The sequence below is a fragment of the Pseudomonas sp. SWRI154 genome, assembly GCF_014268645.1.
GTDB lineage: Bacteria > Pseudomonadota > Gammaproteobacteria > Pseudomonadales > Pseudomonadaceae > Aquipseudomonas > Aquipseudomonas marvdashtae.
The window spans coordinates 40,388-65,274 of record NZ_JABWQW010000035.1; the positions used below are offsets into that span (position 1 = coordinate 40,388).

At 61.3% G+C, this 24,887-nt stretch carries 22 protein-coding genes; 15 read left to right on the plus strand and 7 right to left on the minus strand.

Translation table 11 applies throughout. The features are described from left to right. Nucleotides 1–3 precede the first annotated feature (3 nt). The 4 genes from HU806_RS23635 to gloB all read right to left on the minus strand — a co-directional run bounded on the left by HU806_RS23635 (nucleotide 4) and on the right by gloB (nucleotide 6,285). Nucleotides 4–1,857: an extracellular solute-binding protein gene (locus HU806_RS23635; RefSeq protein WP_186614955.1), complete on the minus strand. Its 1,854-nt coding sequence runs from the start codon at nucleotides 1,855–1,857 to the stop codon at nucleotides 4–6. Then, nucleotides 1,854–3,686, minus strand: a complete 1,833-nt coding sequence (locus tag HU806_RS23640) for an extracellular solute-binding protein (RefSeq protein ID WP_189672560.1) — start codon at nucleotides 3,684–3,686, stop codon at nucleotides 1,854–1,856. Before HU806_RS23640 ends, HU806_RS23635 begins: the two co-directional genes overlap by 4 nt. A gap of 283 nt (nucleotides 3,687–3,969) precedes the next feature. Next, nucleotides 3,970–5,418 (minus strand): transglycosylase SLT domain-containing protein, encoded by a 1,449-nt coding sequence (locus HU806_RS23645; RefSeq protein WP_186614957.1) that lies wholly within the window; start codon nucleotides 5,416–5,418, stop codon nucleotides 3,970–3,972. 99 nt (nucleotides 5,419–5,517) lie between these two features. After that, complete coding sequence (gloB, locus tag HU806_RS23650; RefSeq protein ID WP_186614960.1) at nucleotides 5,518–6,285, minus strand: hydroxyacylglutathione hydrolase; 768 nt, start codon at nucleotides 6,283–6,285, stop codon at nucleotides 5,518–5,520. Nucleotides 6,286–6,350: 65 nt separating this feature from the next. Between gloB and HU806_RS23655 the strand changes: the two genes are divergently transcribed. From HU806_RS23655 to HU806_RS23670, 4 genes are all read left to right on the plus strand, one after another. Continuing rightward, nucleotides 6,351–7,109 (plus strand): class I SAM-dependent methyltransferase, encoded by a 759-nt coding sequence (locus HU806_RS23655; RefSeq protein WP_186614963.1) that lies wholly within the window; start codon nucleotides 6,351–6,353, stop codon nucleotides 7,107–7,109. A gap of 89 nt (nucleotides 7,110–7,198) precedes the next feature. Continuing rightward, complete coding sequence (rnhA, locus tag HU806_RS23660) at nucleotides 7,199–7,651, plus strand: ribonuclease HI (RefSeq protein ID WP_003180633.1); 453 nt, start codon at nucleotides 7,199–7,201, stop codon at nucleotides 7,649–7,651. A 214-nt stretch (nucleotides 7,652–7,865) separates the two neighbouring features. After that, the gene (gene dnaQ, locus HU806_RS23665) at nucleotides 7,866–8,627 is read left to right on the plus strand and encodes a DNA polymerase III subunit epsilon (protein WP_186614965.1); all 762 of its coding nucleotides are present in this window, start codon (nucleotides 7,866–7,868) and stop codon (nucleotides 8,625–8,627) included. A 172-nt stretch (nucleotides 8,628–8,799) separates the two neighbouring features. Further along, nucleotides 8,800–9,414 carry a GNAT family N-acetyltransferase gene (locus HU806_RS23670; protein WP_186614968.1) on the plus strand — a complete coding sequence of 205 codons (615 nt, stop codon included), beginning with the start codon at nucleotides 8,800–8,802 and terminating at the stop codon, nucleotides 9,412–9,414. Here HU806_RS23670 and HU806_RS23675 read toward each other — a convergent pair. Next, a complete protein-coding gene (locus HU806_RS23675; RefSeq protein ID WP_186614970.1) occupies nucleotides 9,380–10,273 on the minus strand; it encodes a LysR substrate-binding domain-containing protein in 894 nt (297 codons plus the stop codon). The two genes, HU806_RS23670 and HU806_RS23675, sit on opposite strands and share 35 nt — an antisense overlap. 85 nt (nucleotides 10,274–10,358) lie before the next feature. Next, nucleotides 10,359–10,619 (minus strand): hypothetical protein, encoded by a 261-nt coding sequence (locus HU806_RS23680; RefSeq protein WP_186614973.1) that lies wholly within the window; start codon nucleotides 10,617–10,619, stop codon nucleotides 10,359–10,361. Between the two features lie 186 nt (nucleotides 10,620–10,805). Between HU806_RS23680 and HU806_RS23685 the strand changes: the two genes are divergently transcribed. From HU806_RS23685 to arsB, 3 genes are all read left to right on the plus strand, one after another. Beyond that, complete coding sequence (locus HU806_RS23685; RefSeq protein ID WP_186614976.1) at nucleotides 10,806–11,363, plus strand: NADPH-dependent FMN reductase; 558 nt, start codon at nucleotides 10,806–10,808, stop codon at nucleotides 11,361–11,363. Nucleotides 11,364–11,570: 207 nt separating this feature from the next. Then, nucleotides 11,571–11,921 (plus strand): metalloregulator ArsR/SmtB family transcription factor, encoded by a 351-nt coding sequence (locus HU806_RS23690; protein ID WP_186614978.1) that lies wholly within the window; start codon nucleotides 11,571–11,573, stop codon nucleotides 11,919–11,921. A 39-nt stretch (nucleotides 11,922–11,960) separates the two neighbouring features. Continuing rightward, the gene (gene arsB / locus HU806_RS23695; RefSeq protein WP_186614981.1) at nucleotides 11,961–13,244 is read left to right on the plus strand and encodes an arsenic transporter; all 1,284 of its coding nucleotides are present in this window, start codon (nucleotides 11,961–11,963) and stop codon (nucleotides 13,242–13,244) included. 47 nt (nucleotides 13,245–13,291) lie between these two features. Here the strand turns inward: arsB and HU806_RS23700 are convergent, their stop codons facing one another. Further along, entirely contained in the window at nucleotides 13,292–14,257 is a 966-nt protein-coding gene (locus tag HU806_RS23700; RefSeq protein ID WP_186614983.1) for a DUF1853 family protein, read from the minus strand. Between the two features lie 105 nt (nucleotides 14,258–14,362). On the opposite strand from HU806_RS23700, the gene HU806_RS23705 reads away from it, so the two are divergent. The 8 genes from HU806_RS23705 (at nucleotide 14,363) to HU806_RS23740 (ending at nucleotide 24,724) form a co-directional block, all read left to right on the plus strand. After that, nucleotides 14,363–15,253 carry an NAD(+) kinase gene (locus HU806_RS23705; protein ID WP_003180647.1) on the plus strand — a complete coding sequence of 297 codons (891 nt, stop codon included), beginning with the start codon at nucleotides 14,363–14,365 and terminating at the stop codon, nucleotides 15,251–15,253. Continuing rightward, nucleotides 15,250–16,224, plus strand: a complete 975-nt coding sequence (locus HU806_RS23710) for a metallophosphoesterase (RefSeq protein ID WP_527251168.1) — start codon at nucleotides 15,250–15,252, stop codon at nucleotides 16,222–16,224. Before HU806_RS23705 ends, HU806_RS23710 begins: the two co-directional genes overlap by 4 nt. Then, a complete protein-coding gene (locus HU806_RS23715) occupies nucleotides 16,221–17,093 on the plus strand; it encodes a rhomboid family intramembrane serine protease (RefSeq protein ID WP_186614988.1) in 873 nt (290 codons plus the stop codon). Before HU806_RS23710 ends, HU806_RS23715 begins: the two co-directional genes overlap by 4 nt. A gap of 45 nt (nucleotides 17,094–17,138) precedes the next feature. Next, nucleotides 17,139–17,399, plus strand: a complete 261-nt coding sequence (locus tag HU806_RS23720) for a YeaC family protein (RefSeq protein WP_186614991.1) — start codon at nucleotides 17,139–17,141, stop codon at nucleotides 17,397–17,399. Beyond that, nucleotides 17,396–18,226, plus strand: a complete 831-nt coding sequence (locus tag HU806_RS23725; RefSeq protein ID WP_186614994.1) for a DUF2797 domain-containing protein — start codon at nucleotides 17,396–17,398, stop codon at nucleotides 18,224–18,226. The genes HU806_RS23720 and HU806_RS23725 overlap by 4 nt, the downstream gene beginning before the upstream one ends. A gap of 13 nt (nucleotides 18,227–18,239) precedes the next feature. After that, nucleotides 18,240–20,897 carry an aminopeptidase N gene (gene pepN, locus HU806_RS23730; protein ID WP_186614997.1) on the plus strand — a complete coding sequence of 886 codons (2,658 nt, stop codon included), beginning with the start codon at nucleotides 18,240–18,242 and terminating at the stop codon, nucleotides 20,895–20,897. A gap of 355 nt (nucleotides 20,898–21,252) precedes the next feature. Further along, nucleotides 21,253–22,305, plus strand: coding sequence for a WD40/YVTN/BNR-like repeat-containing protein (locus HU806_RS23735; protein ID WP_186614999.1), 1,053 nt, complete (start codon nucleotides 21,253–21,255; stop codon nucleotides 22,303–22,305). A 43-nt stretch (nucleotides 22,306–22,348) separates the two neighbouring features. Continuing rightward, the gene (locus tag HU806_RS23740; RefSeq protein ID WP_186615002.1) at nucleotides 22,349–24,724 is read left to right on the plus strand and encodes an efflux RND transporter permease subunit; all 2,376 of its coding nucleotides are present in this window, start codon (nucleotides 22,349–22,351) and stop codon (nucleotides 24,722–24,724) included. Nucleotides 24,725–24,887: the final 163 nt, after the last annotated feature.

Genomic DNA, 24,887 nt, shown 5'->3' on the forward strand with positions numbered 1-24,887 from the left:
TTGTTACTCCACACTCGTGGGGGCGGCGATTTGTTGCTCGATCACTTGTTTTTCCACTTCATCGGCCGGCTTGATGTCCGGTTTGACCCACCAGGTGGTGGTGCCGATGTCATAAGTCGGCGGGACTTTTGGATGGCCGATGTGGTTCCAGTAGGCGACGCGCCAGGTCTTGATGTGCCAGTTGGGTATCACGTAGTAGCCCCACTGCAACACCCGGTCCAGCGCGCGGGCATGAGTGACCAGGCTCTTGCGCGAGTCGGCGTTGATCAACTGTTCCACCAACTGGTCGACGGCGGGATCCTTCAGGCCCATGGTGTTGCGGCTGCCAGGCTTGTCCGCAGCGGCGGACATCCAGAATTCGCGCTGTTCGTTCCCCGGTGAGCTGGACTGCGGGAAGCTGCCCACCACCAAGTCGAAGTCCCGTGAACGCACGCGGTTGATGTACTGGGACACGTCGACGCGGCGGATCACCAGTTCGATGCCCAGGTCACTCAGGTTGCGCTTGAATGGCAGCAGGACCCGCTCGAACTCGGTCTGGGCCAGCAGGAATTCCAGGACCACGGGCTTGCCTTGGGTGTCGACCATCTTGTCGTCGACGATGCGCCAGCCCGCTTCTTGCAGCAACTGATAGGCCTTGCGCTGCTGGTCGCGGATCATGCCGCTACCGTCGCACATCGACGGCTCGAAGGCTTCGGTGAAGACCTGCTCGGGAATTTTGCCCCGCAGTGGTTCGAGGATCTTCAGCTCGTCTTCGCCGGGCAGGCCAGTGGCGGCCATCTCCGAATTCTCGAAATAACTGCGTGTGCGGGCGTAGGCGCCGCTGAACAGTTGCTTGTTGGTCCACTCGAAGTCCAACAACAGGCTCAAGGCCTTGCGTACTCGCACATCCTGGAACACCGGCCGGCGCAGGTTGTAGACAAAGCCCTGCATGCCGGTGGGGTTGCCGTTGGGGATTTGTTCCTTCACTAGCCGGCCCTCGGTGACGGCCGGGATGTTGTAGGCGTTGGCCCAGTTCTTGGCGCTCATCTCCAGCCAGAAATCGAACTGTCCGGCTTTCAGGGCTTCGACGGCCACGGTGTTGTCGCGGTAATAGTCGGTGGTCAATACGTCGAAATTATAGAAGCCGCGATTGACCGGCAGGTCCTTGCCCCAATAATCCTTCACGCGCTCATAGCGTATCGAGCGACCGGCCTTCACTTCGCTGACCTTATAGGGGCCGCTGCCCAGGGGGAACTCCAGGTTGCCCTTGTTGAAGTCGCGGTCGGCCCACCAGTGTTTCGGCAACACCGGCAGTTGGCCGAGGATCAGCGGCAGTTCGCGGTTGTGGGTGTGCTTGAATTTGAACAGGACCTTGAGCGGGTCTTCGGCGATGACTTCGGCGACATCGTTGTAGTAACCGCGAAACATCGGGGCGCCGTCCCTGGTCAAGGTCTGGAAGCTGAAGACCACGTCGTCCGCGCGCACCGGATGGCCGTCGTGGAAACGAGCTTCGGGGCGCAGGTAGAAACGCACCCAGCCGTTGTCCGGGGCTTTCTCGATTTTCTCGGCGATCAGGCCATATTCGGTAAAGGGTTCGTCCAGGCCCTGCTTGGCCAAGGTGTCGTAGATCAGGCCGATGTCCTCGGCCGGCACGCCTTTGTTGATAAAAGGGTTGAGGCTGTCGAAGCTGCCAAACCCGCCTTGGCGAAATATCCCGCCCTTGGGCGCGTCGGGGTTTACGTAGTCGAAATGCTTGAAGTTGGCCGGGTATTTCGGCGGCTCGTTATACAAGGTCAAGGCGTGCTGCGGCGCGGCACAAGCCAGCCCGGCGAATAACAGGCTGCTGGCCTGCAGGAGCAGGGCGCGTAAAGGCTTCATTGATCTTTCTCCGAAGATTTCAGCCACCATGCGCTCAGGCCCAGGGTGTAGGGCGGCGTAGTGACAAAGGCGAACCGGTTGCGGTACGCCAGGCGATGATAATTGAGATACCAGTTGGGAATGCAGTAATGCTGCCACAGCAGCACACGATCCAGCGCCTTGCCGGCGGCCACCTGTTCGTCGCGGGTCTGGGCGGCGAGCAGCTTTTCCAATAAATGGTCGACCACCGGGTTGGCGATCCCCGCATAATTCTTGCTGCCCTTGATCCCGACCTGACTGGAGTGGAAATACTGCCATTGTTCAAGGCCGGGGCTGAGAGTCTGGCCCAGGGTCAGCAGGATCATGTCGAAGTCGAATTGGTCCAGGCGCTGCTTGTACTGGGCGCGGTCCACCGTGCGCAGGCGGGCCTGGATGCCGATGCTGGCAAGGTTCTCGACGTAAGGCTGGAGGATGCGCTCCAGGTTCGGATTCACCAACAGGATCTCGAAGTGCAAGGGCTGGCTTTCAGCGTTCAGCAGGCGCTGGCCGTTGAGGGTCCATCCGGCTTCCTTCAGCAGGGCCAGGGCCCTGCGCAGGGTTTCCCGGGGAATGCCGCGCCCGTCGGTCTTGGGCATACTGAAGGGTTCGGTAAGCAACTGAGCGGGCAGTTGCTCGCGGTACGGCTTGAGCAACAGCCATTCATGGCCCACCGGAAGGCCCGTCGCCGAGAATTCGCTGTTGGGGTAGTAACTGAGGGTGCGTTTGTAGGCGCCGCTGAACAGCGTGCGGTTGGTCCATTCGAAATCGAACATCAATCCCAGGGCTTCCCGTACCTTGACCTCGGCGAAGGTTGCGCGCCGAGTGTTCATGAAGAGGCCTTGGGTCTGGGTCGGAATCTGGTGGGGGATCTGCGCCTTGATCACATCGCCGCGGTTGACCGCCGGGAAGTTGTAACCGTTGGCCCAGTTCTTGGCCTGGTGTTCGATGTAGATATCGAACTCGCCGGCCTTGAACCCTTCGAAGGCGACTTCGCTGTCGCGGTAGAACTCCACTTCCATCCGGTTGAAATTGTATTTTCCGCGATTGACCGGCAGGTCCTTGCCCCAGTAATCCTTGACCCGCTCGAAGATCAATTGGCGGCCCGGTTGGACTTTGGTGATGCGGTAAGGGCCGCTGCCCAGGGGCGGCTCGAAGGTGGTCGCCTTGAAATCGCGGTTTTTCCAATAATGTTGTGGCAGCACCGGTAACTCACCCAGGCGCAGGATCAGCAGCGGATTGCCCGAGCGCTTGAAGACGAAGCGGATTTTCAGCGGGCTGAGGATATCGACTCGCAGCACTTCCTGAAGGTTGGTCCGGTACAGCGGATGGCCGTCCTTGAGGAGCGTTCGATAGGAAAACGCCACGTCGTAGGCGGTGATCGGTACGCCGTCGTGGAAGCGCGCTTCGGGTCGCAGGTTGAACACCACCCAGCTGCGGTCGTCGCTGTATTCCACGGACTGGGCGATCAAGCCGTAACTCGACGTCGGCTCATCCCCGGACGGCGCGTACTGGCCGGTACCGACCATCAACGGCTCGTTCAGCTCGTTGATGCCGTATTGCAGGAAATTCGCCGTGGAGACCGGGCTGCTGCCCTTGAATGTGTAGGGGTTGAGCGTATCGAAGGTGCCAAATGCCATGATCCGCAAGGTGCCGCCCTTGGGCGCTTGCGGATTGACCCAGTCGAAGTGGGTGAATCGGGCCGGGTACTTGAGCGTGCCGAATTGCGCATAGCCATGGCTTTCGCTGATGGTAGCGCCGGCGGGGGAGCTCAGGGCCAGGCTGATCAGGAGCAGGAGGAGGGGACGTATCAAGTCTGGGATCCGATACAGGCGGCTTGGGCTTTTATGGACTGTACAGTAACAGCTTGTATCGGCAGGAAAAAGGCGGGGGCTCAAAGCGCTGGAGATTACCTGGACTCGTGGCGAGAGTGCCTTTGTGGCGAGGGAGCTTGCTCCCGCTGGGACGGTCCGACGCTTCGGGCGAAGCAACCCCCGAACCTGGCACCTCGGTGCGACAGGTGAATGGAGTCGCTGCTTTTGGGGCTGCTGCGCAGCCCAGCGGGAGCAAGCTCCCTCGCCACGGGGAACTCTGCTGTTAATGCGGGGAGTAGACCGTCAGCATCTGCCCAGGCTTGAGCGCCTTGCCCATTCGTGGGTTCCAGCGCTTGAGGTGCTGCATTTCGACGTTGAAGCGTTTGGCGACGACATACAGCGAGTCGCCTTGCTTGACCTTGTATTGGGTCTGCTTCTTTTGTTCCTTGCCCTTGGCGGCCACGACCGTATTGATGCGCTTGCCGTTAGCCTTTGTAGCCCTGGTGTCCTGCATCACCAGGGTCTGGCCGACCTTGAGCTTGTTGCCGCTGAGCTTGTTCCAGCGTTGCAGGTCTTTGGTCTGGACGTTGTTGGCCTTGGCGATCTGCGCCAGGTTGTCACCGCGCTTGACCCGGTATGTACGCTTTGCGCCTTCCACGTCGCTGTCTTCGGCGGTTTCGAAAACCGGTTTGAGCGAACGCGGGCTGATCAGTTCTTCCGGGCGCATCGTCGACAGGCTGGCGGTCAGCAACTGCGCCTTGGACGTCGGCACGAGCAAATGCTGTGGGCCATCGATGGTGGTGCGCTGCTTGAAGGCCGGGTTGAGCTGGAACAGCTCGTCTTCGTCGATGTTCGCGACCGCGGCGACCTTGGACAGGTCCATGCGCTGGTTGATCTCGACGACCTGGAAGTAAGGTTCGTTGGCGATCGGGTTGAGGTTCACGCCATAGGCATCGGGGGACAGCACCACCTGGGACAGCGCCAGCAGCTTCGGCACATAGGCCTGGGTCTCGCTGGGCAACGGCAGGTTCCAGTAGTCGGTGGGCAGGCCCAGTTTCTCGTTGCGCTCGATGGCCCGGCTGACCGTGCCCTCGCCGGCATTGTACGCCGCCAGCGCCAGCAGCCAGTCGCCGTTGAACATGTCGTGCAGGCGCGTCAGGTAGTCCATGGCGGCCGTGGTGGAAGCGGTGATATCGCGACGCCCGTCGTAGAAGCGGGTCTGGCGCAGGTTGAAATAACGCCCCGTGGATGGGATGAACTGCCACAGCCCAACTGCGTTTGCCCGGGAGTAGGCCATGGGGTTGTAGGCGCTTTCGATCACCGGCAGCAGCGCCAGCTCCAGCGGCATGTTGCGTTCTTCAAGTCGCTCGACAATGTAATGGATGTACAAGCTGCCACGCTCGCCGGCGTTCTCCAGGAACGACGGGTTGCTGGCGAACCAAAGGCGCTGTTGTTCAATGCGCGGGTTGACGCCGGCGGTTTCCTGGAGCTGGAAACCCTGGCGCATCCGTTCCCACACGTCCTGGGGCACCTGGGGGGTGGGCTTCTCGGTAAGCCAAACCGGCTTCTGCTTGGCCCGCGCAGCGATTTTCGGCGTATGCGCAACATCGGCCTGCGGCACCTGGCCGCTGCTCTGACAGCCCGCCAGCGTGGCGGACACAGCCACCGCGATGGCTTGAGCCAAGCGGGTCAATGTGTCTGACTGGACGGACCTACGGATAGATGACGACATTGGCTGGAAGTAAGTTCCGGGCAAAAATGTCGGCCGATTCTAGGAAGCGCACCCCAACAGGTCAACCATTCAGAATTTTTGTATCAATCGATAGCTGCCTTAGAACTTATCTTTCCACGCTCGCAAGGCCGCAAAAACCTCACTCGGCGTCTGGTTACGCTGGCCGTTCCGTTCGTCTGCTTTTTGTTTAACGGATGTTTCAGCGGTGCGCAAAAAAGGATTGGTGAGTTTTTCCAGGGCCAGGGTCGAAGGCAGTGTGATGACGCCTTGGTCGCGTTGCTGGATGACTTTTTCCAGGCGGGCGGCGACGTCCGGGTTCGCTGGCTCCACCGCTGCGGCGAACTTCAGGTTGCTCAGGGTGTATTCATGGGTGCAATAGACCAGGGTATCTTCAGGCAGCGCGGCAAGTCGGCCCAGGGAGTGATGCATCTGTTGCGGCGTACCTTCGAAAAGCCGGCCGCAGCCGGCGGCGAACAGCGTGTCGCCACAGAACAGCAGGCCGCGGTGGTAATAGGCGATATGCCCCAACGTGTGCCCGGGGACGGCGTAGATGTCGAAATCCAGGCCGAGCACCTTGACCTTGGCGTCGTCCTCCAGGGCCACGTCCCGCGCCGGGATGTTCTCGCTGGCCGGGCCGTACACGGTGGCGTTGGTCGCGTTTTTCAGCGCCTGGACACCGCCGACGTGGTCGTGATGATGGTGGGTGACCAGGATGTCGCTCAAGACCCAGCCGGGATGCGCGTCGAGCCAGGCCTGAACGGGGGCGGCGTCGCCCGGGTCGACCACGGCGCAGTGCCGGGTCGAGTGATCCTGTAACAACCAAATGTAGTTATCGGTGAACGCGGGCAGGGCAGTGATCTGTATCATCGCGGAATTCGCCAAGCTCAAAACAAAGGCGCATCTTAGAACTTCCTGGCGCGTTGGAGAATGCAATGACCGATGAAGCGTTCGCTCAGGCCGATCCTGAATGGCTGGCACTGATCAGCTCCGCCCGTGAATGGCTATCCGGCCCGGTTGGGCAATTCTTGCTGGAAGAAGAACGACGTATGCTCGAAGACGAGCTGGGCCGATTCTTTGGCGGTTATCTGGTGCATTACGGTCCCTCGGCGCAGACACCGCCTTCGGCGCCGCAGGTCCAGCGCAACGTTCGCCTGGGCGCGCCGTTGCCTGGCGTGGAGATTGTCTGTGAAGAGCAGGCCTGGCCGTTGAGCGAGCACGCCGCCGACGTGGTGGTGATGCAGCACGGCCTGGATTTCTGTTTGTCGCCCCATGGTTTGTTGCGAGAAGCCGCCAGCAGCGTACGTCCCGGCGGGCACTTGGTGATCATTGGTATCAATCCGTGGAGCAGTTGGGGGCTGCGGCATGTCTTTGCCAGCGACGCGTTGCGCCAGGCCCGTTGCATTTCAGCCTCGCGGGTAGGCGACTGGCTGAACCTGCTGGGCTTCGCGCTGGAGAAACGCCGCTTCGGGTGCTATCGTCCGCCGCTTGCGTCGCCCAAGTGGCAGGCCCGTCTGGCCGGCTGGGAGCGCAAGGCTGGTGACTGGCAACTGTCTGGTGGCGGCTTCTATTTATTGGTCGCGCGCAAGATCGCAGTCGGCTTGCGCCCGGTGCGCCAGGCGCGACGCGAACCGATGGGCAAGCTGATTCCCTTGCCGATGGCCAAGGTCAATCGTCGTCACATCGAGCCGTAACCCTTTTCTGATGGTTCTTGCCGGTATTCGGCTTCGGGCGTCGATCGCTCCCGACCGGCAGGCCTTTGCAATTTTTTGGATAGATTGGCATGAGCGATAGCGTAGAACTTTTCACTGATGGCGCCTGCAAGGGCAACCCCGGCCCGGGCGGCTGGGGTGCGTTGCTGGTGTGCAAGGGCGTGGAAAAGGAACTCTGGGGCGGCGAAGCCAACACCACCAACAATCGCATGGAACTGATGGGCGCCATTCGCGGCCTGGAAGAACTCAAGCGGTCATGCGACGTGCTGTTGGTGACCGACTCGCAATACGTGATGAAAGGCATCAACGAGTGGATGGCGAACTGGAAGAAGCGCGGCTGGAAGACGGCGGCGAAGGAACCGGTCAAAAACGCTGACCTTTGGAAACTCCTGGATGAGCAAGTCAACCGTCATAACGTCACCTGGAAATGGGTGCGCGGTCATATCGGTCACCACGGCAACGAGCGGGCCGACCAGTTGGCCAACCGTGGGGTGGATGAGGTGCGCGGTTACAAGCAGGCTTGATCCGGGCGTTGTCAGGGTCTGGACAGGATGACATCTGTGGCGAGGGAGCTTGCTCCCGCTGGACCGGTCCGACGCCTCGGGCGAAGCAGGCCCCTTTCGGCGGTCGCTGCGCAACCGAGCGGGAGCAAGCTCCCTCGCCACAAAAGCACTGCGCTTCGTCGGCGTGTTAACATCCGCGCTTTTGCAAGACTGTCCGTTGAGAGCTGAACACTAGATGGCCAACAGATCTGTAGTACTGGATACCGAAACCACCGGCATGCCGGTGACCGACGGTCACCGGATTATCGAAATCGGCTGTGTCGAGCTGATGGGTCGGCGCCTGACCGGTCGTCACTTTCACGTTTACCTGCAACCGGACCGCGAAAGCGACGAAGGCGCCATCGGCGTGCACGGCATCACCAATGAATTCCTGGTAGGCAAGCCGCGTTTCGCCGAGGTGGCCGATGAGTTTTTCGAATTCATCCAGGGCGCGCAACTGATCATTCATAACGCGGCGTTCGACGTCGGGTTCATCAACAATGAATTCGCCCTGATGGGGCAGCATGACCGGGCGGATATCACCCAGCATTGCACCATCCTCGACACCTTGATGATGGCCCGGGAGCGGCACCCCGGTCAGCGCAACAGCCTCGATGCCCTGTGCAAGCGCTACGGTGTCGATAACTCCGGTCGTGAACTGCACGGCGCCTTGCTCGACTCCGAGATTCTCGCTGACGTCTACCTGACCATGACCGGCGGCCAGACCAGCCTGTCCCTGGCCGGCAACGCTTCGGACGGCAACGGCACCGGTGAAGGTTCGGGTAACCAGGCGACCGAAATTCGTCGTCTGCCTGCGGACCGCAAGCCGGCCCGGATCATCCGTGCCAGCGAAAGCGATCTGGCTGAACATGCCGCGCGTCTGGAAGCCATCGCCAAGTCGGCCGGTGCCCCGGCATTGTGGACGCAATTGGCCGAGGCGCAGGCTGCGGCCAACTGATGCAGCGCCCACGGGTTCGGTCAAATCAATCTCGCGACAATCGCCAGTCTCTTCTAACCTGAAGTGAAGGCAGGCCATGGATACCCGCTTTGATGTGTGAAGTTTCGAGAGGCAAGGGCAATGGATGGCATGGCGCCGTTGGTTGTCTCAAGGAATGAGGACGTTCCCCAGCATGCAACCGGTCATGAACCCCAAGCACCCCGGCCTGTCGGTACGCGTCGTCGATGATGGCTTCGCGGCCTACATCTGGGGCAGCGACTTCAGTTTCGAGGTCAGTGTCTACGGCACGGCGCAGATCGGTCGGCCCGTGGATCAATGGCCCGTGACGCCCATCGTTCCGTATCGCAAGTGCTACGGCATCGATCCGGAGGAGTTCAGCAGCTTTCGCGACGCGCCGGACAGCGAAATCTTCATGGCTTATCTGGATGACCAGCCGGTGGGTCATCTGGTCGTCAGTACCAACTGGAACGGTTACGCCCACATCGACGAATTGGCGGTGCATGCCCCGGCTCGCCGGCATGGCGTAGCCAAGGCCCTGCTCGATGTCGCCCAGTTCTGGAGTCGCAAGAAAAAACTGCCGGGCATCATGCTGGAAACCCAGAACAACAATCTGGGCGCCTGCCGGCTCTACGAGCGTTGCGGCTATGTGCTGGGGGGAATCGACCACCTGCGCTATCGCGGCATCGATCGGCATACCGCCGAAGTGGCGTTGTTCTGGTACCGGTTGTTCGACGATCCGCTGGGCATGACTGTCAGTGGTTCAGCAACGCCTCGGCTTGTTCCGTAACCCGCTCCAGCAATGATTGCACCGTCGATGAAGGCGGCGCGCCGTTCAGGCTCAGTGCATAGAGGCAGATGGGAACGGCCGGCGACACCGGGCAAATGTCCAGCCCGCTGCCCTTGGCCCCGGAGGCGGTGAACGGGTCGACAATGGCCAGGCCTTCCCCAGCCTCGACCATCGCACGCATCATCTGGTGGGTCTGCACGCGAATCTGCACCAGCGGTGCCGGCCGTAGCGCCGCCAACTTATGGTCGAATACCGGGCTCAGCGGATCGTGGCCCTCGAGCCCGACCAGCGATTGACCCGCCAGATCCTGAAGCGAAATGTATTTTTGCCGCGGTTGCAACCAGCCGTGGGGCGCGAGCAATTGCAGTTTGCCTTGGGCGATCATCTGGCACTGGATGTCGGGATGTTCGGGATCGTGCAGGCTCAGGCCCAGGTCGCTTTCACGCAGCAGCAGGCTCTTGACGATGTCGCGTGTCGGTTGGCTGAGCAGCGTGCAAGGCGCATCTGGATGGCGCCGGCGCAGGGCGGCGATGCTCAGGGGCAGCAGCTGTTGGGCCAGCGGCGGGGTGCAAATGATGCGCAGGGGCGGCGCCTGATAATGTTTCAGGCTGCTGGCCAGCCGCTGTATCGGTTCGAGGGTGTCGTACAACCGCGTGATACCTTCGCGCAACTCCAGGGTCTCTCGAGTGGCCTGCAACCGTCCGCGTACGCTGGCGAACAGCATGAAACCGAGCTGGGCCTCCGCATCGCGCAGGATCGACTCGACTTCCACCGTCGGCAATTGCAGCCATTCGGCCGCGGTGCCCAGGTGGCCAGTCTGCAGCAGCGCCTGGATCACTTCGATGTGGCGTAAACGCATGCAAGAGGTCCGTATTAGGCAGGTAAGCCATTGAGTGGCTGAATCCTAACCCAATTACGGGTGCGACTTCTGCTCATGCAAACAGTTATAGAGCGATCTGCGTTTCGACTTGCGTCGGACGCTGCTGCGGCGTTTCGCGCTCGCGGATCAGCTGGGTACCGGATTGCACCAGGAGGAACGTGTCCTCGTCGACTTTGTTGACCCGATCTCCAATGGCCAGTTTATAAGTGACGACATCCTTGCCACTGCCGTCTTGCGACGGGTCTGATTCTTGGAATTCATGCACCGAATAGACGCGACCTTCGGCGTCCCGCGCATGAAATTGTCCGACAAGTACTGCTGCCATTGCTTAGAACCTCTGGAAATAGATCACTCGATTTGCGGTTCTGTAGACCTTGATCAAGTGCGGTAAGTTTTCCTACATTAAAAAAATAGTCCGGCCGGAAGGATTTCGACGTTCCATTGGTCCAATTGTGATGCCGATCATCTATAACTACAGGCTCCCTTTGAACCGACAGTCGAGAAGCCTCTCATGAGTAATGTCTATACAGTGGCCGTTTTAGTGGGCAGCCTGCGCAAGGCATCGATCAACCGAAAGGTTGCGCTGGCCCTGGCTGACATGGCCCCGTCTCATCTGAAACTGGAAATTGTCGATATCGGCGAGCTGCCGCTCTACAACGAAGACATCGACGTAACACCGCCAGCGGCCTACACCGCGTTTCGCCAGCAGGTCGGCGCTGCCGATGCGCTGTTGTTCGTCACGCCCGAATACAACCGCTCGGTGCCCGCTCCGCTGAAAAACGCCATCGACGTCGGCTCGCGTCCCTACGGCAAAAGTTGCCTGAGCGGCAAGCCTGGCGCGGTCTTCAGCGCATCGCCCGGCGCCATCGGCGGTTTTGGTGCCAACCACCATTTGCGCCAGTCCCTGGTGTTTCTCGATGTGCCTTGCATGCAGCAACCTGAAGCTTACCTGAGTGGCGCGGGAACTGCCTTCGACGAAGCCGGTAACCTGTCGGAATCTGTACGACCGTTCCTACAGAAATTCATCGATGCCTACGGCCGATGGGTCGAGCAGCACAAGAAGGTTTGATACCACCCTGGATCCCGTGGCGAGGGAGCTTACTCCCGCTGGACTGCGCAGCAGGCCCAAGTGTTTGTTTTCGCGCAAATTCCTGGGGCCGCTGCGCGACCCAGCGGGAGCAAGCTCCCTCGCCACGGGACGCCCTGCAATCCTTCCTTTACTGCATATTCGAAATTCCATATCTTCTGCATTCGCTTATCCAGATATTCTCGCGCCATGCCCGATTCCCATAACCCCGTCGATATCTTCAAGGCTTTGGCCGACGACACCCGCACACGTATTGCGCTGCTGGTCACCCGTGAAGGCGAGTTGTGTGTCTGTGAACTCACCGCTGCGCTGGATCTGAGCCAGCCGAAGATCTCCCGGCACCTGGCTCAGTTGCGTCACGCCGGCTTGCTCAGCGACCGGCGCCAGGGGCAATGGGTCTACTACCGTTTGCACGCCCAATTGCCATCCTGGGTCCATACGTTGCTCCAGCAAGCGCTGGCGGCTCATGCGCCTTGGTTGGCGGCGGATGTCGAGCGCTTGCACGCCATGGCCGATCGTCCAGTGGCGCGCTGCTGCTGACGCTTTGTTTAAACCGTTTTCCTCCCAAGGTTGTTGCGCATGCTTCTCGCGTCGTTGATTTTCCTGATGACCATAACGTTGGTGATCTGGCAACCCAAAGGGCTGGGTGTCGGCTGGAGCGCCACGCTCGGCGCGCTGTTGGCGTTGTTGAGCGGGGTGGTTCAGGTCGGTGATATCGCCTTGGTTTGGCACATCATCTGGAACGCCACCGGCACGTTTGTCGCGCTGATCATCATCAGCCTGTTGCTGGACGAGGCCGGTTTTTTTGCCTGGGCCGCCCTGCATGTGGCCCGATGGGGGCGAGGCAGCGGACGCAAGCTGTTCGCATTCATGGTGTTGCTCGGGGCACTGGTGTCGGCGCTGTTCGCCAACGACGGCGCGGCGCTGATCCTGACGCCCATCGTGATTTCGATGTTGCTGGCGTTGCGGTTCTCCCCGGCGGCGACCCTCGCGTTCGTCATGGGTGCCGGTTTCATCGCCGATACCGCGAGCCTGCCGTTGGTGGTGTCGAACCTGGTGAACATCGTCTCGGCGGACTTCTTCGGCATTGGCTTCAACCGCTACGCGGCGGTCATGGTGCCGGTGAACCTGGTCAGCGTGGCGGCGAGCCTGGCGATCTTGTTGTGGTTTTTTCGCCACGACATCCCACGTGACTACGACCCTGGTCAGTTGGACGATCCAGCGGCGGCGATCCACGACAAAGCCACGTTTTATGCCGGTTGGGCGGTGCTGGTGATCCTGCTGCTGGGTTGCTTTGCCCTGGAGCCGCTGGGGATTCCCATCAGCGCGATCTCGGCGGTCTGCGCCGCATTGTTGTTGGCTGTCGCGGCTCGCGGTCACAAGATCTCTACTCGCAAGGCGATGAAAGAAGCGCCGTGGCAGATCGTGATCTTCTCCTTGGGTATGTACCTGGTGGTCTATGGCCTGCGCAACGCCGGGCTGACCGACCATCTGGCCCAGTGGCTCGACGCCTTCGCCGGCTACGGTGTGTGGGGCGCGGCCATGGGCACGGGCTTGTTGACGGCGTTGCTCTCATCGGTGATGAACAACCTGCCGACGGTACTGATCGGTGCCTTGTCCATCGACGCCAGCCAGGCCACCGGTGTGGTGAAGGAAGCGATGATCTATGCCAACGTCATCGGCAGCGACCTGGGTCCGAAAATCACGCCGATTGGCAGCCTGGCGACGTTGCTTTGGCTGCATGTGCTGGCGCGCAAGAACATCCAGATCGGTTGGGGTTATTACTTCAAGGTCGGGATCGTTCTGACGGTGCCGGTGTTGCTGGTGACGTTGGCGGCGCTGGCTGTGCGGTTGTCCCTCTAGACCGAGTCGGATTCATCGCGCGAGCAGGCGTTCAACCGGGCGGGCGCTCAGCCATTACCTGGCACGTCCGGCCAAAGATCCGCCACCAGGAATGCCCGTTCGGCTTCCTCCCACTCGCCCTTGGCATTTTCCGTCAGGCGCACCATCAATTGCGCTGGCGCCATGGGGTCGAGGGCCGCTCGCCAGGCGTCCAGTTGCGCGGCGGTCCAGGTCTGGTCCGCGGGGTAATGCGCCGGGGCCAGCCAGGCCGCGCGGGGCAGGGGTTGCCAGCGGCCTGGCGGGCGCTGGGCGACGAATCCGAGCCAATCCCGTTGGTGCAGCCACCGGCCGCGCAAGTGACTGGGATGAGCACCGCTCGGTGGTTCAGCCTCGCCTGGCCAGGGGTAAAGCAAATAACCGCCGAGCCACAGGTGCGAGCGAAATGACTCGATGCCCGAGTGTTCGATGCCTAGCGCTGCCAGGGCCTCGCGGCTTTCCGGACGCGTCGAGATCGGCAGTTGATGCTCGCGCAGATGCGCCAGCTTGCGGTCGAGCCGGTCATGGCAGCCCGGGCCAAGCCATTGCGCAGCGTCGAGCCCGTTACCGTGCTGCGGCCCGAGGTACAGCTTGATCGCCAGTTCCAAGTGATGAACCCCATCGCCATCGCGCAACAACAGGTCCAGCTCGCCCAGCGTATGACCTTCGCGGCGGATCGGCAGGTTCGCCGCGATCAACTCGATCCCCGGTGCGTGCTGCACGGCAAACTGCCACAGCCTTTCGTAATACAGGCCCAGGCGCCGCGTCCGCCCTTGGGACAGGCAATGCAGGAGTGGATAGCTGTCGCGGTCCAGTTGTCGCAGCCAATCTTCCAGCCGATGGGGCTGTTTTACCCAGTCACTGCCCGCCAGCGGATGGCGCTGGGGCCAAGGCGGGTCGATGAGCATCGGCGGGGTGACGATCACCCACGCCAGGTCGCGCACTTCGGGATGGTGCAGGCGGCGGGGCAGGTCCAGCAATTCAGGGAACAGGATCATCTTGCGAGCATAGCCGTTGCGCTGGAGGCTTAAAGAATTTTGTCTATGGAGCGCTTTCGCCCATAATCGTGTTTTTCGCCCGCCGCAGACCTTCGCAGGAGTCTCATGGAGCAATTTCGCAATATCGGCATCATTGGTCGCCTGGGCAGTTCGCAGGTGCTGGACACCGTTCGCCGTCTCAAGCGCTTCCTCCTGGAGCGGCACCTGCACGTGATCCTCGAAGATACCATCGCCGAAGTGCTGCCAGGTCACGGCCTGCAGACTTCGTCGCGCAAGATGCTCGGCGAAGTCTGCGACATGGTCATCGTGGTCGGCGGCGATGGCAGCCTGCTGGGCGCCGCCCGGGCCCTGGCGCGGCATAATATCCCGGTGCTGGGGATCAACCGCGGCAGCCTGGGGTTCCTCACTGATATCCGTCCTGATGAGCTGGAAATCAAGGTCGCCGAGGTGCTCGACGGCCACTACCTAGTGGAAAACCGCTTCCTGCTGCAAGCCGAGGTACGTCGTCACGCCGAGGCCATCGGCCAGGGCGACGCGCTCAACGACGTGGTGCTGCACCCCGGCAAATCCACGCGCATGATCGAGTTCGAGCTGTATATCGACGGCCAGTTCGTCTGCAGCCAGAAGGCCGACGGTCTGATCGTCGCCACGCCGACCGGTTCCACCGCGTATGCACTGTCTGCCGGCGGGCCGATCATGCACCCCAAGCTCGACGCTATTGTGATTGTGCCGATGTACCCCCATACCTTGTCTGGGCGACCCATCGTGGTCGATGGCAACAGTGAGCTGAAAATCGTCGTGTCCAAGGATATGCAGATCTACCCGCAAGTGTCCTGTGACGGCCAGAACCATTTCACCTGCGCGCCAGGTGACACCATCACCGTCAGCAAGAAAGCGCAGAAGCTGCGCCTGATCCACCCGCTGGATCACAATTACTACGAAGTCTGCCGGACCAAGCTCGGCTGGGGCAGTCGGTTGGGGGGTGGAGGCGACTGATGCTCGATCCCGCGCGCAGTTACGATCTGATCGGCGACGTGCACGGATGCGCCTTGACGCTGGAACACCTGCTGGACCGACTCGGGTACCACAAGCAGGGCGGGGTCTGGCGGCATCCCTCGCGCATGGCCGTGTTCCTTGGCGACATCATCGACCGGGGGCCGCGGATTCGCGAGGCGCTGCACATCGTCCACGACATGGTCCAGGCCGGCCAGGCGTTGTGCATCATGGGCAACCATGAGTTCAACGCCCTGGGCTGGAGCACACCGGCGTTGCCGGGCAGCGGCCAGCGCTACGTGCGCGAACACACGCCGCGACACGCGCGCCTGCTCAACGAAACCCTGAGTCAATTCGAGCAACATCCGGGCGATTGGCAGGATTTCCTCAAGTGGTTCTACGAGCTACCGCTGTTTATCGACGCCGGGCGCTTCCGGGTTGTACACGCCTGCTGGGACGCCGGCCTGATCGAGCCGTTGCGGGGGTTGTTCCCCAATGGCTGCGTCGACGAGCATTTTCTCCAGGCGTCGGCCGAATCGGGCAGTTTCGCCTGTACCGTGTTCGACCGTTTGCTGCGCGGTACCGATATGCGCTTGCCCCATGGCATGACCTTGACCGGCGGCGATGGCCTGACCCGCTCGTTTTTTCGCACCAAATTCTGGGAAGACAACCCGCAGACCTACGGCGACATCGTGTTCCAACCCGATGCGCTGCCCGAACCGGTGGCCCGCACACCGTTGTCCCCAGATGAAAAGAACAACCTGTTGCGCTATGGCGTCGACGAGCCGTTGTTGTTCGTCGGGCATTACTGGCGCAGCGGCAAGCCCGCGCCGCTGCGTCCGAACCTGGCCTGCCTGGATTACAGTGCCGTGCTCTATGGCAAGCTGGTCGCCTATCGACTCGACCAGGAAACCCGCCTGGATGCGCAGAAGTTCGTCTGGGTCAATGTTGAGCGGCCGGAGATGATGCGATGAGTGTCGTCGCGGTTTTGCGCCTGCCCCTGGCAGTCGACCTGAGCGGCTTCGTCAAGCTGCTGCAACGCATGCAAGTGCCCCATCGCGTCAGCGAAGAGGCGGGTGAGCAGGTGCTTTGGGTGCCGGATGAAATCAGTGAAGACGTGCGTTCGCTCTATGCCCGTTTTCCCGCTGGCGATCCGGACCAGCAGTTGGAGCTTCCAGCCTCCGGCCGCACTTCGACTCGCCCCGGGTTTGTCCAGCAACTGAAGGCCAGCCCGATCACCGCCCTGGTGTTGTTGCTGAGCGTGATCGTCGCGGCCGTGACTCTGTTGGGAGAGAATCTCGAGACCCTGCGCTGGCTGACCTTCCTCGAGTTTCGCGTCGTTGGCGAGTACATCCAGTTCACGCCCTTGGCCGACAGCCTGGCGGCGGGGCAGTGGTGGCGCCTGGTGACACCGATGCTGATTCACTTCGGTTTCCTGCACATCGCCATGAACGGCATGTGGTATTGGGAGCTGGGGCGGCGGATCGAAGCGCGCCAGGGTGGCATCAACCTGTTGGGGTTGACGCTGCTGTTCAGCCTCGTCTCCAATTTCGCCCAATATTTTTTCAGCGGCGCGACGCTGTTCGGCGGGCTGTCCGGGGTGCTATACGGCCTGCTGGGGCATTGCTGGATCTATCAACTGCTCGCACCGAACCCGGCCTATCACTTGCCCCGTGGGGTGCTGGTGATGATGCTGGTGTGGTTGCTGTTGTGCCTGTCCGGGCTGGTCTCGCTGATCGGTTTCGGTGAAATCGCCAATGCGGCCCACGTCGGCGGGCTGCTCGTCGGCTGCTTCACGGGTTTGTTGGGCGGGCTGTTCGCTCGCCGTAAAATGGCCCTTTGATCGGCGCCTGTGCCTTTTGACAATGCGCGTTTGCGCGGAGAACCCATGTCTTCCTTCAACGAAATGATCAAGAACATCACCCCCGATATCTACCGCAGCCTGAAGCTGGCCGTGGAAATCGGTAAATGGTCCGATGGCAACAAGCTCACCGCCGAGCAACGCGAACTGTCGCTGCAGGCAATGATCGCCTGGGAAATCCAGAACCTGCCCGAGGAAGAGCGCACCGGCTACATGGGCCCGCAGGAATGCCAGTCGAAATCCATTGAAGTGCCCAATATCCTGTTCAAGTCGGACGCCATCCATTGATCGAGATTGGCCGCGGTGCAATCAGCAAGATGTCGGCACGCCTTGACGGGCCGAACGTTCAATACGCCTTTCGCCTGGGCGACATCGAGGTGCCGGTCAATCCATTGATCGGCAGCACGATCCGCCTGGAATACCTCGGTGCAATCCACTGCACCCATTGCGGACGCCGGACCAAGACCAGCTTCAGCCAAGGTTATTGCTACCCCTGCATGACCAAGCTGGCCCAATGCGACCTGTGCATCATGAGCCCGGAACGCTGTCATTTCGAGGCGGGCACTTGCCGGGATCCGGCCTGGGGCGAGCAGTTCTGCATGACTGATCATGTGGTCTACCTGGCCAACTCGTCGGGCGTGAAAGTCGGCATCACCCGCGCCACGCAACTGCCGACCCGCTGGCTCGACCAGGGCGCCAGCCAGGCGCTGCCGATCCTGCGTGTGGCGACCCGGCAGCAGTCGGGCTTCGTCGAAGACCTGTTTCGCAGCCAAGTGGCGGACAAGACCAATTGGCGGGCCTTGCTCAAGGGCGACGCCGTCGCGGTGGATTTGCCACAGATTCGTGATTCACTGTTTGAAAGCTGCGCCCAAGGCCTGCAGGGTTTGCAGGAACGATTCGGCCTGCAGGCGATCCAGACCATAGCGGACGTCGAACCGGTCGAGATCCGCTACCCGGTGGAGCAATACCCGGCCAAGATCGTCAGCTTCAACCTGGACAAGAACCCGATCGCCGAAGGCACGCTGCTGGGAATCAAGGGCCAGTACCTGATTTTCGACACCGGCGTGATCAACATTCGTAAATACACGGCTTACCAGCTCGCCGTGCATCAGTAGAAGGATTCGACCCATGCGCACCGAACAACCGAAGATGATTTACCTGAAGGACTATCAGGCGCCCGAATACCTGATCGACGAGACGCACCTGACCTTCGAGCTGTTCGAGGACCACAGCCTGGTCCATGCGCAACTGGTGATGCGCCGCAATCCCGAGCGCGGTGCCGGGCTGCCGCCTCTGGTGCTCGATGGCCAGCAGTTGGAGCTGTTGTCGATCAAGCTCGACGACGCCGACCTGGGGCAGGGCGACTATCAACTCGACGATAGCCACCTGACCTTGCAGCCCAAGGCCCAGGCGTTCACGCTCGACACCACCGTGCGCATCCATCCGGAAACCAACACCGCCCTGGAAGGCCTGTACAAATCCGGCAGCATGTTCTGCACCCAGTGCGAGGCCGAGGGTTTTCGCAAGATCACCTATTACCTCGACCGCCCGGACGTGATGAGCAAGTTCACCACCACGGTCGTCGCCGAACAGCACAGCTACCCGGTGCTGCTGTCCAACGGCAACCCAATCGCCAGCGGTCCTGGCGAAGACGGGCGGCACTGGGCGACCTGGGAAGACCCGTTCAAGAAACCGGCCTACTTGTTTGCCCTGGTGGCCGGTGACCTGTGGTGCGTCGAAGATACCTTCACCACGATGACCGAGCGCACCGTGGCGCTGCGCATCTACGTCGAGCCGGAAAACATCGACAAGTGCCAGCACGCCATGACCAGCCTGAAGAAGTCGATGCGCTGGGACGAAGAGGTGTACGGGCGCGAATACGACCTGGACATCTTCATGATTGTCGCGGTCAACGACTTCAACATGGGCGCCATGGAGAACAAGGGCCTCAACATCTTCAATTCCAGCGCCGTGCTGGCCCGGGCCGAAACCGCCACCGACGCCGCGCACCAGCGGGTCGAGGCGATTGTTGCCCACGAATATTTCCATAACTGGTCGGGCAACCGCGTGACCTGCCGGGACTGGTTCCAGCTGTCGCTCAAGGAAGGCTTCACGGTGTTCCGCGATGCCGGCTTCTCGGCGGACATGAACTCCGCCACCGTCAAGCGCATCCAGGACGTGGCTTACCTGCGTACTCACCAGTTTGCCGAAGACGCCGGCCCGATGGCCCACCCGGTGCGCCCGGACAGCTTCATCGAGATCTCCAACTTCTACACCCTGACCGTGTATGAGAAGGGCTCGGAAGTGGTCGGCATGATCCACACCCTGTTGGGCGCCGAGGGCTTTCGCAAGGGCAGCGACCTGTACTTCGAGCGCCACGATGGCCAGGCCGTGACCTGCGACGATTTCATCAAGGCCATGGAAGATGCCAACGGTGTCGATCTGAGCCAGTTCAAGCGCTGGTACAGCCAGGCCGGCACGCCACGGCTGGCGGTGAGCGAGTCCTACGACGCCGCGGCCAAGGCCTACAACCTGACCTTCCGCCAGAGCTGCCCGCCGACGCCGGACAAAATGGAAAAGCTGCCGTTCGTGATTCCCGTCGAACTGGGCCTGCTGGACAGCAAGGGCGCCGGGATCCCGTTGCGACTGGCCGATGAAGCGGCGGCGAACGGCACGTCCCGGGTGATTTCGGTCACCGAAGCCGAGCAGACGTTCACATTCGTAGACGTTACCGAGAAACCTTTGCCGTCGCTGCTGCGCGGTTTCTCGGCGCCGGTGAAGCTGAGCTTCCCGTATGATCGCGACCAGTTGATGTTCCTGATGCAGCACGACAGCGACGGCTTCAACCGCTGGGACGCCGGCCAGCAGCTATCGGTGCAGGTATTGCAGGAACTGATCGGCCAGCATCAGAGGGGCGAAAGCCTGGTGCTCGATCCTCGTCTGGTCAGCGCGTTGCGCACCGTCCTGTCGGACGAATCCCTGGACCAGGCGATGGTCGCGGAGATGCTCTCGCTGCCAAGCGAAGCCTACCTGACTGAAATCAGCGAGGTGGCGGACGTCGAGGCGATCCACGCCGCCCGCGAATTTGCCCGCCGACAGTTGGCCGAGAACCTGTTCGAGGCGTTGTGGCTGCGCTATGAAGCTAACCGCGACCTGTCCAAGCGCACGCCATACGTGGCCGAGGCCGAGCACTTCGCTCGTCGCGCGCTGCAAAACATCGCCCTGTCGTACCTGATGCTGACCGACAAGCCTGAGGTGCTGAGCGCGACCCTGGAACAGTTCGACACTGCCGACAACATGACCGAACGCCTGACCGCGCTGGCGGTGCTGGTCAACTCGCCGTTCGAGACGGAGAAGGCCAAGGCCCTGGAAGTCTTCGCGGAAAACTTCAAGGGCAATCCGTTGGTCATGGACCAGTGGTTCAGCGTCCAGGCCGGCAGCCCGCTGCCGGGTGGACTGGCGCGAGTCAAGGCGCTGATGGAGCACCCGGCGTTCAATATCAAGAACCCGAACAAGGTGCGGGCGTTGGTGGGGGCATTTGCCGGGCAGAACCTGATCAACTTCCATGCGGCCGACGGTTCGGGGTATCGCTTCCTGGCGGACCTGGTCATCCAGCTCAATGGCTTCAACCCGCAGATCGCCTCCCGGCAACTGGCGCCGCTGACCCGTTGGCGCAAATACGACAGCGCCCGCCAGGCGCTGATGAAGGCCGAGCTGGAGCGCATCCTTGCGTCCGGCGGGCTGTCGGCCGATGTGTTCGAGGTGGTGAGCAAGAGCCTGGCGTGACCGGGCTGCGCATTGTCTTTTTGTGGCGAGGGAGCTTGCTCCCGCTGGAGGAAGGACTCCCTTTTCTTGGTTTACGTGCCTTCACTGGCGAAACGAATCAAGATCAGGCCTGCTTCGCAGGCCAGCGGGAGCAAGCTCCCTCGCCACAGTCATCATTTTCACGAATGTCTTCTGATTCACCCTTGACCGTTATCCCCCCGGTTAACAAAAGATAACGTGGCGTCGATTGTCAGACCTTTCGAAAGCCCGATACGATAGGTTCCGCTTGCCAGTGGCTCTAGATTGCAGGTTTCAGGGCTATGCTCAAAGACTGGCAACGTACCAAGCGATAACAATAATAATGGGGGAAAGGTCTATGAATGAGCCTGTCATGGCTGTGGGCCGCTGCCGGCCGCCGTTGCTACGCCGAGTGGCGTTGCTGGCCTCGGTGCTCTCGCTGCTGGGCTCTGCCGTCTTGTCGGCACCGGTGCTGGCGGTCGCGGCATCGACGTCCGATGTCATCTACTCCGTCGAATCGGCCAAGGCCAGCAAAACCCTGATGCTCGATGTGGTCCATGCCGGGGCGCGCCTGGTGGCGGTCGGTGATCGTGGGCATATCGTCTATTCCGATGACCAGGGCAAGACCTGGACCCAGGCCAAGGTGCCGACTCGCCAACTGCTCACCGCGGTGTTTTTCGTCGACGACAAACACGGCTGGGCCGTCGGGCACGACGCGCAGATCCTCGCCAGCGAGGACAGTGGCGCCACCTGGACCAAACAATTTGAAGACCTCACCCGCGAAGCGCCGTTGCTGGACGTCTGGTTCAAGGACGCCAGCCATGGTCTTGCGGTGGGCGCCTACGGTGCGTTGTACGAAACCACCGATGGCGGCAAGCACTGGGCCGACGTCAATGACCGCCTCGATAACGAAGACCAATTCCACCTCAACGCCTTGACCGCCGTGAAAGACGCCGGGCTGTTCATCGTCGGCGAAGCCGGCAGCATGTTCCGATCCCCCGACTGGGGACAGACCTGGGAAAAGCTCGAAGGCCCGTATGAGGGCTCGCTGTTTGGCGTGATTGGCACCGCCCAGCCTTCGACCCTGTTGGCCTATGGCCTGCGCGGCAACCTCTACCGCTCTACCGATTTCGGCGATACCTGGCAGCAGGTCGAACTCAAGGCCGCCCGTGGCGCGTTGGAGTTCGGTTTGTCGGGAAGCACGCTTCTGGCGGACGGCTCGATCGTGATCGTCGGCAACGGCGGCAGTGTAGTGCGCAGCACCGATGACGGCGTGACCTTCAGCGTGTTCAACCGCCCGGATCGTATTTCGGTGGCGGCGGTCACGGCGGCGGGCGACGGCAACCTGATCCTGGCGGGACAGGGCGGCGTTCGCGCCACCACGCCCTCGGGCGCCGAATTGAGCAAATGAGCCGGGCCTGTCAGACGGGCACAATAACAAGAAGGCGGACCCCATGAGCAGTCATCATCAAGACAAGGCGACGTTCCTCGAACGCCTTATTTTCAACAACCGCCCGGCAGTGATCGTCATCTGCCTGCTGGTCAGCATTTTCCTGTTCTGGCAGGCCACGCTGATCCGCCCCTCCACCAGTTTCGAAAAAATGATCCCCCTCGAGCACCCCTTCATCGAGAAGATGCTCGAGCACCGCAACGACCTGGCGAACCTGGGCAACACGGTGCGGATTTCCGTGGAAGCCACCGACGGCGATATCTTTTCCAAGGACTACATGGAGACGCTGCGCCAGATCCACGACGAAGTGTTCTACATCTCGGGCGTCGACCGCTCCGGCCTGAAGTCACTGTGGAGCCCCAGCGTGCGCTGGACCGAAGTGACGGAAGAGGGCTTCGCCGGTGGCGAGGTGATTCCGCAGAGTTACAACGGCTCGGCCGAAAGCCTCGATCTTCTGCGCAACAACGTGCTCAAGTCCGGCCAGGTGGGGCGTCTTGTCGCCAACGATTTCAAATCGAGCATCATCGATATCCCGCTGCTGGAGTCTTACCCGGACCCGCAGGACCAGGGCAAATTGCTCGCCTTGGACTACCGCAAGTTTTCCCACGAGCTTGAAGACAAGATCCGCAATAAGTTCGAAGCCCAGAATCCGAATGTGCAGATTCACATCGTCGGTTTCGCCAAGAAGGTCGGCGACCTGATCGATGGCTTGGTCATGGTGGTGCTGTTCTTCGGCGTGGCCTTCGTTATTACCCTGATCCTGCTGTACTGGTTCACCAACTGCATGCGCAGCACCGTCGCGGTGTTGAGCACAACGCTGGTGGCGGTGGTCTGGCAGTTGGGGTTGATGCACGCGGCCGGCTTCGGCCTCGATCCGTATTCGATGCTGGTGCCGTTCCTGATCTTCGCCATCGGCATTTCCCACGGCGTGCAGAAAATCAACGGCATCGCCTTGCAGTCCAGCGAGGCGGACAACGCCCTGACCGCCGCACGGCGCACCTTCCGTCAATTGTTCCTGCCGGGGATGATCGCGATCCTGGCCGATGCCGTTGGCTTCATTACCCTGTTGATCATCGACATCGGCGTGATCCGCGAACTGGCCATTGGTGCTTCCATCGGCGTGGCGGTGATCGTGTTCACCAACCTGATCCTGCTGCCGGTGGCCATTTCCTACGTCGGCATCAGCAAGCGTGCCGTTGAGCGCAGCAAGAAAGACGCGACCCGCGAGCATCCGTTCTGGCGCCTGCTGTCGAATTTCGCCAGCGCCAAAGTTGCGCCGATCTCAATCGCCCTGGCCGTGCTCGCCTTTGGCGGCGGCCTCTGGTACAGCCAGAACCTGAAGATCGGCGACCTGGACCAGGGTGCGCCGGAACTGCGTCCGGACTCGCGTTACAACCAGGACAACAATTTCATCATAAGCAACTATTCCACCAGTTCCGATGTGCTGGTGGTGATGGTCAAGACCAAGGCCGAAGGCTGCTCGCGCTACGAGGCCATGGCGCCTATCGACGAGCTGATGTGGAAGATGCAGAACACCGAGGGCGTGCAGTCGGCGATTTCCCTGGTGACCGTGTCCAAGCAAATGATCAAGGGCATGAACGAGGGCAACCTGAAATGGGAAACCCTGTCGCGCAACCCGGACGTGCTGAACAACTCCATTGCCCGGGCCGATGGCCTGTACAACAACAGCTGCTCCCTGGCGCCGGTGCTGGTGTTCCTCAATGACCATAAGGCCGAGACCCTGGACCGCGCGGTGAAGGCGGTGCAGGATTTCGCCAAGGAAAACAACCGCGATGGCCTGGAGTTCATCCTCGCCGCTGGCAATGCCGGGATCGAGGCGGCCACCAACGAAGTGATCAAGGAGTCGGAACTGACCATCCTGATCCTGGTGTACATCTGCGTGGCGACCATGTGCATGATCACCTTCCGTTCCTGGGCGGCGACGCTGTGCATCGTGCTTCCGCTGGTGCTGACGTCGGTGCTGGGCAACGCCCTGATGGCATTCATGGGCATTGGCGTGAAGGTCGCGACCTTGCCGGTGGTGGCCTTGGGCGTGGGGATCGGCGTGGACTACGGCATCTACATCTACAGCCGCCTGGAAAGTTTCCTGCGGGCCGGCTTGCCGTTGCAGGAAGCCTATTACCAGACGCTCAAATCCACTGGTAAAGCGGTGCTGTTCACCGGTCTGTGCCTGGCGATTGGCGTGTGCACCTGGATCTTTTCGGCCATCAAGTTCCAGGCCGACATGGGCTTGATGCTGACGTTCATGCTGCTGTGGAACATGTTCGGCGCGCTGTGGCTGCTGCCGGCGCTGGCGCGGTTCCTGATCAAGCCTGAGAAGCTGGCGGGGCAGAAGGGCAACTCACTGTTTGCCCATTGATCGGCGGGATACCTGCCGAGCACTATCAACCCTTCTTCTGAAGTGACAGCCGCAACCCCTTGGGGTTGCGGCTTTTTTGCGTGCGCCAGGCATGGCGCGTTGCGCGTAAGCGCAACCAGCTTGGCTGTGGTGGCCACGCTGGTGACTTGGAGGTGCAAGTCCT

What these genes read in the sequence shown, in the direction of transcription:
- HU806_RS23720 (WP_186614991.1), top strand. Translation starts at nt 17,139, where the DNA reads ATGTCTTCCTTCAACGAAATGATCAAGAACATCACCCCCGATATCTAC.
- HU806_RS23690 (WP_186614978.1), top strand. Translation starts at nt 11,571, where the DNA reads ATGCCCGATTCCCATAACCCCGTCGATATCTTCAAGGCTTTGGCCGAC.
- HU806_RS23680 (WP_186614973.1), bottom strand. Translation starts at nt 10,619, where the DNA reads ATGGCAGCAGTACTTGTCGGACAATTTCATGCGCGGGACGCCGAAGGT.
- rnhA (WP_003180633.1), top strand. Translation starts at nt 7,199, where the DNA reads ATGAGCGATAGCGTAGAACTTTTCACTGATGGCGCCTGCAAGGGCAAC.
- gloB (WP_186614960.1), bottom strand. Translation starts at nt 6,285, where the DNA reads ATGATACAGATCACTGCCCTGCCCGCGTTCACCGATAACTACATTTGG.
- HU806_RS23740 (WP_186615002.1), top strand. Translation starts at nt 22,349, where the DNA reads ATGAGCAGTCATCATCAAGACAAGGCGACGTTCCTCGAACGCCTTATT.
- HU806_RS23705 (WP_003180647.1), top strand. Translation starts at nt 14,363, where the DNA reads ATGGAGCAATTTCGCAATATCGGCATCATTGGTCGCCTGGGCAGTTCG.
- HU806_RS23675 (WP_186614970.1), bottom strand. Translation starts at nt 10,273, where the DNA reads ATGCGTTTACGCCACATCGAAGTGATCCAGGCGCTGCTGCAGACTGGC.
- HU806_RS23655 (WP_186614963.1), top strand. Translation starts at nt 6,351, where the DNA reads ATGACCGATGAAGCGTTCGCTCAGGCCGATCCTGAATGGCTGGCACTG.
- HU806_RS23715 (WP_186614988.1), top strand. Translation starts at nt 16,221, where the DNA reads ATGAGTGTCGTCGCGGTTTTGCGCCTGCCCCTGGCAGTCGACCTGAGC.
- arsB (WP_186614981.1), top strand. Translation starts at nt 11,961, where the DNA reads ATGCTTCTCGCGTCGTTGATTTTCCTGATGACCATAACGTTGGTGATC.
- HU806_RS23685 (WP_186614976.1), top strand. Translation starts at nt 10,806, where the DNA reads ATGAGTAATGTCTATACAGTGGCCGTTTTAGTGGGCAGCCTGCGCAAG.
- pepN (WP_186614997.1), top strand. Translation starts at nt 18,240, where the DNA reads ATGCGCACCGAACAACCGAAGATGATTTACCTGAAGGACTATCAGGCG.
- dnaQ (WP_186614965.1), top strand. Translation starts at nt 7,866, where the DNA reads ATGGCCAACAGATCTGTAGTACTGGATACCGAAACCACCGGCATGCCG.
- HU806_RS23735 (WP_186614999.1), top strand. Translation starts at nt 21,253, where the DNA reads ATGAATGAGCCTGTCATGGCTGTGGGCCGCTGCCGGCCGCCGTTGCTA.
- HU806_RS23645 (WP_186614957.1), bottom strand. Translation starts at nt 5,418, where the DNA reads ATGTCGTCATCTATCCGTAGGTCCGTCCAGTCAGACACATTGACCCGC.
- HU806_RS23670 (WP_186614968.1), top strand. Translation starts at nt 8,800, where the DNA reads ATGCAACCGGTCATGAACCCCAAGCACCCCGGCCTGTCGGTACGCGTC.
- HU806_RS23700 (WP_186614983.1), bottom strand. Translation starts at nt 14,257, where the DNA reads ATGATCCTGTTCCCTGAATTGCTGGACCTGCCCCGCCGCCTGCACCAT.
- HU806_RS23635 (WP_186614955.1), bottom strand. Translation starts at nt 1,857, where the DNA reads ATGAAGCCTTTACGCGCCCTGCTCCTGCAGGCCAGCAGCCTGTTATTC.